Origin of the sequence: Tomitella cavernea (assembly GCF_016599145.1) — a bacterium.
Classification (GTDB): Bacteria; Actinomycetota; Actinomycetes; order Mycobacteriales; family Mycobacteriaceae; genus Tomitella; species Tomitella cavernae.
In genome coordinates this window covers 1-3,219 of sequence record NZ_JAENKO010000103.1, presented here as the reverse complement: position 1 = coordinate 3,219, position 3,219 = coordinate 1, and the positions used below count along the sequence as shown (strand labels likewise).

Below are 3,219 nucleotides of genomic sequence, written 5' to 3'. Positions count from 1 at the left end.
GACTTGGAAGCATTACAACCGTCAATCAACCGATTGGCCCAGGCGAAGTAGCGCAAGCCTCCCACGCGCTCACACTGCGTGAGGCACCGGCCACCGCTTCGCGCTCACTTTTACGTGAGGCACCTCGTACTTCGCGATGTCGTGTGACGCAAGGGAATCAGCGCTCGGTGGCGGCACGGGGGCGGTTACGGGGCGTCGTACGGCGTACTCGGGCGGCCCGGAGGGCGACGCGAGGCGCAATATCGCCGCTCCCATCGGTCCATGAACGCGGCATGACAACCTGGCGCCCCACCGCTGAGGCCGGTGGGGCGGGAGCTCCTTCGCGAGTCCCCCGTCAGCCGTCACCGTGCGATCATCGAGGCCATCATCTGCTCGAAGCCCTCGGGGTAGAGCGCGGCCGGCGGCTGCTCGGCACCGGCGGGGGCGTGGAACACGCTGCGCGCGTGGCTGAACTCCACGAACCCCTCGCGCCCGTGGTATTGACCCATGCCGGAGGCGCCGACTCCGCCGAACGGGGCGTCCTCGAGCCCGGGGTGCAGCATGAGGTCGTTGACGGTGACGCCGCCGGACGCGGTGCCGTCGAGCACCGTCTGCAGCTCGTCGTCGTCCGTGCCCAGCCAGTACAGCGCCAACGGTGCGGGTCGCCCGCCCAGGGCGCCGAGCACGCCGTCCACGGTGTCGTAGCCGAGGACCACGACCGCCGGGCCGAACAGCTCCTCGTGCATGACCGCCGCGTCCTCCGGCGGGTCGACGACGACATGCAGCGGTGTGCGGCGACCGTGGGGCTGCTCGTCGGGCACGGTCTCGATGCGTGCGCCGCGGGCGCGCGCATCGTCGACAAGGCCGCGCACGCGCCGGGCGTGACGCTCGTCGACGATGCTGATCGCCCCCGGATTGCCCTGTACGGTCGGCACCAGTCGCCCGTAGGCGCCGGTGAGCTCGGCGACGAATGCGTCGACCGATTCGCGGGGCACGTACACCAGGTCCGGGCTCACGCACAGCTGCCCGCCGTTGCTCGACTTGGCGCCCGCCACCTTTCCGGCGGCTTCGGCGAGGTCGGCGCTGCGCGAGACGAGGGTCGGCGACTTGCCGCCCAGCTCCAGCGTCACCGGCACCAGGTTCTCGGCGGCGCTGCGCATGACCGCCCGGCCCACCGAGGTGCTGCCGGTGAACACGAGGTGCCCGAACGGGCGCGCGGTGAACTGCTCGGCCACCTCCGGCCCGCCGGTGATTACGGCGACGTCGAGCGGGTCGATGCGCTCGGCGAAGATCCGGGCGAGGGTCTCCGCGGTGCGCGGCACCACCTCCGAGGGCTTGAGCACGGCCCGGTTGCCTGCGGCGAGGGCCGACGCAAGCGGGCTGAACAGGGTGAACACCGGCGCGTTCCAGGTGCCCAGGATGCCGACGGTGCCCTTGGGGGTATACCGGATCTCTGCGGTGGCGCCGTACTGGTCGTAGGGCGCGTACGCCCTGCGCGGTTCCGGCGCCATCCACTCCTCGAGGCGGTCACGCGAGGACTTCAGAGAGCCGAGGGAGCCCAGGATGTCGTTCATGATCGAGTAGCCGCGGTGCCGGCCGCCGAAGTCCTCGTCGATGGCGGTGACTATAGCGTCGTACTCGTCCACCAACAGGTCGATCACGGCCTGGATGCGAGCGCGGCGTGCGGTGGCGGGCGGCATGCCCTCGGCACGGCGCGAGGCGCGCTGGCGGACGAGGAGGTCGTCGAGCGCCGCAAGGGAGGTTGCGGCGGAACCGGGCTTTGCGACGGTGGTCATGCGTGCTCCTCATCCTGGTGCGGGACTGACGGCTCCGACGCTAGGGCCGCTGTGATCGAGACAACATTCGTGTCCTGCCCAGTGGAAAACGCACGGGCACGCGAGGTTTCAACCGGTAGACCGGGTGATGCCGGTGCGTGTGTGCGGCCGGTGCGGACACTGCGCGGGCCGGGCCCGCGGCGGACGAGGAGGAACCGGGTGCGTACCAGGGGAGCCGTCATCAGGCAGGCGCCGGGGAAGTTCGAGGTGGTGGACCTGGAGCTGGACGAGCCACGCCGCGACGAGATCATGGTGCGCATGGTCGCGTCGGGCCTGTGCCACTCGGACGCGCACATCGCGGCGGGCGACCACGCGGTGCACGACTACCCGATCTGCGGCGGCCACGAGGGCGCGGGCGTCGTCGAGCGCGTGGGCCCGGGCACGGAGGGCTTCGCGGTGGGCGACCACGTGGTGTTCTCGTTCCTCGCCGCGTGCGGCAAGTGCCGGTGGTGCGCGTCGGGCATGCAGAACCTGTGCGACCGCGGCGCCGCGATCATGACGGGCGGGCGGCCGGACGACCCGGACTGCCACCGCATGCTCCTCGACGGCGCGCCGGTGGGGCAGACGTGCGGGCTGGCCACTTTCAGTGAATACACCACGGTACACGTGGACAACGCGATCACGGTGCAGGACAAGAGCCTGCCGCTGGACCGGCTGTGCCTGCTCAGCTGCGGCGTGGGCACCGGGTGGGGTGCAGCCGTCAATTCGGCGCGTGTCTATCCGGGGCAGACTGTGATCATCATGGGCACCGGCGGTGTGGGCATCAACGCCGTCCAGGGTGCTGCGCACGCGGGCGCGTCGCGGATTATCGCCGTCGACCCGGCCGCCTTCAAACGCGAGAGCGCGCTGCGCCTGGGCGCCACCCACGCGGTGGCCGGCATCGACGAGGCCGCAGAGCTGGCCCGCACCTTCACCAACGGCCAGGGCGCCGACGCCGCGATCGTCACCGTCGGCAACACCACCGGCGAGCACATCGCCCAGGCGTTCTCGTCGATCCGCAAGGCGGGCGTGTGCGTGGTGACCGGGCTGGGCAAGATGACCGACGTGGGCCTGCCGATCAGTCCGCTGGAGCTGACCCTCTATCAGAAGACACTGGTGGGGTCGCTGTTCGGTGCGTCGAACCCCACCGCGGACATCCCCTGGATGATCGACATGTACACGGCCGGAAAGCTGGAACTGGACTCGCTGGTCACCAACACCTACACGCTCGACGAGGTGGCGAAGGGTTTCGAAGACATGGAGGCGGGCGTGAACCTGCGCGGGGTGCTCGTGTTCGAGTGATATGTAGTTGGTTTTGTCAACAGCGCAGGAGGAAGCGCCGCCATGGCTGGTTGCCGTGGCGGCGCTTCCGTTTCCGGGCGGCCTGCCTGCGTGGCGCTTTGAGCGTGTCTTGCGACGCACGTGG

General features: G+C 70.2%; 2 protein-coding genes. One reads left to right on the top strand and one right to left on the bottom strand.

Translation table 11 applies throughout. The features are described 5' to 3' along the window. Nucleotides 1-341 precede the first annotated feature (341 nt). Nucleotides 342-1,775: an aldehyde dehydrogenase family protein gene (locus tag JJ683_RS18620; protein WP_200176306.1), complete on the bottom strand. Its 1,434-nt coding sequence runs from the start codon at nucleotides 1,773-1,775 to the stop codon at nucleotides 342-344. Between the two features lie 198 nt (nucleotides 1,776-1,973). Here JJ683_RS18620 and JJ683_RS18615 point away from each other — a divergent pair, with 198 nt between their 5' ends. Next, nucleotides 1,974-3,095: an NDMA-dependent alcohol dehydrogenase gene (locus tag JJ683_RS18615; RefSeq protein WP_200176305.1), complete on the top strand. Its 1,122-nt coding sequence runs from the start codon at nucleotides 1,974-1,976 to the stop codon at nucleotides 3,093-3,095. Nucleotides 3,096-3,219 lie beyond the last annotated feature (124 nt).

Coding starts and splice junctions, on each gene's coding strand:
- JJ683_RS18620 (WP_200176306.1), bottom strand. CDS start 1,775: ATGACCACCGTCGCAAAGCCCGGTTCCGCCGCAACCTCCCTTGCGGCG.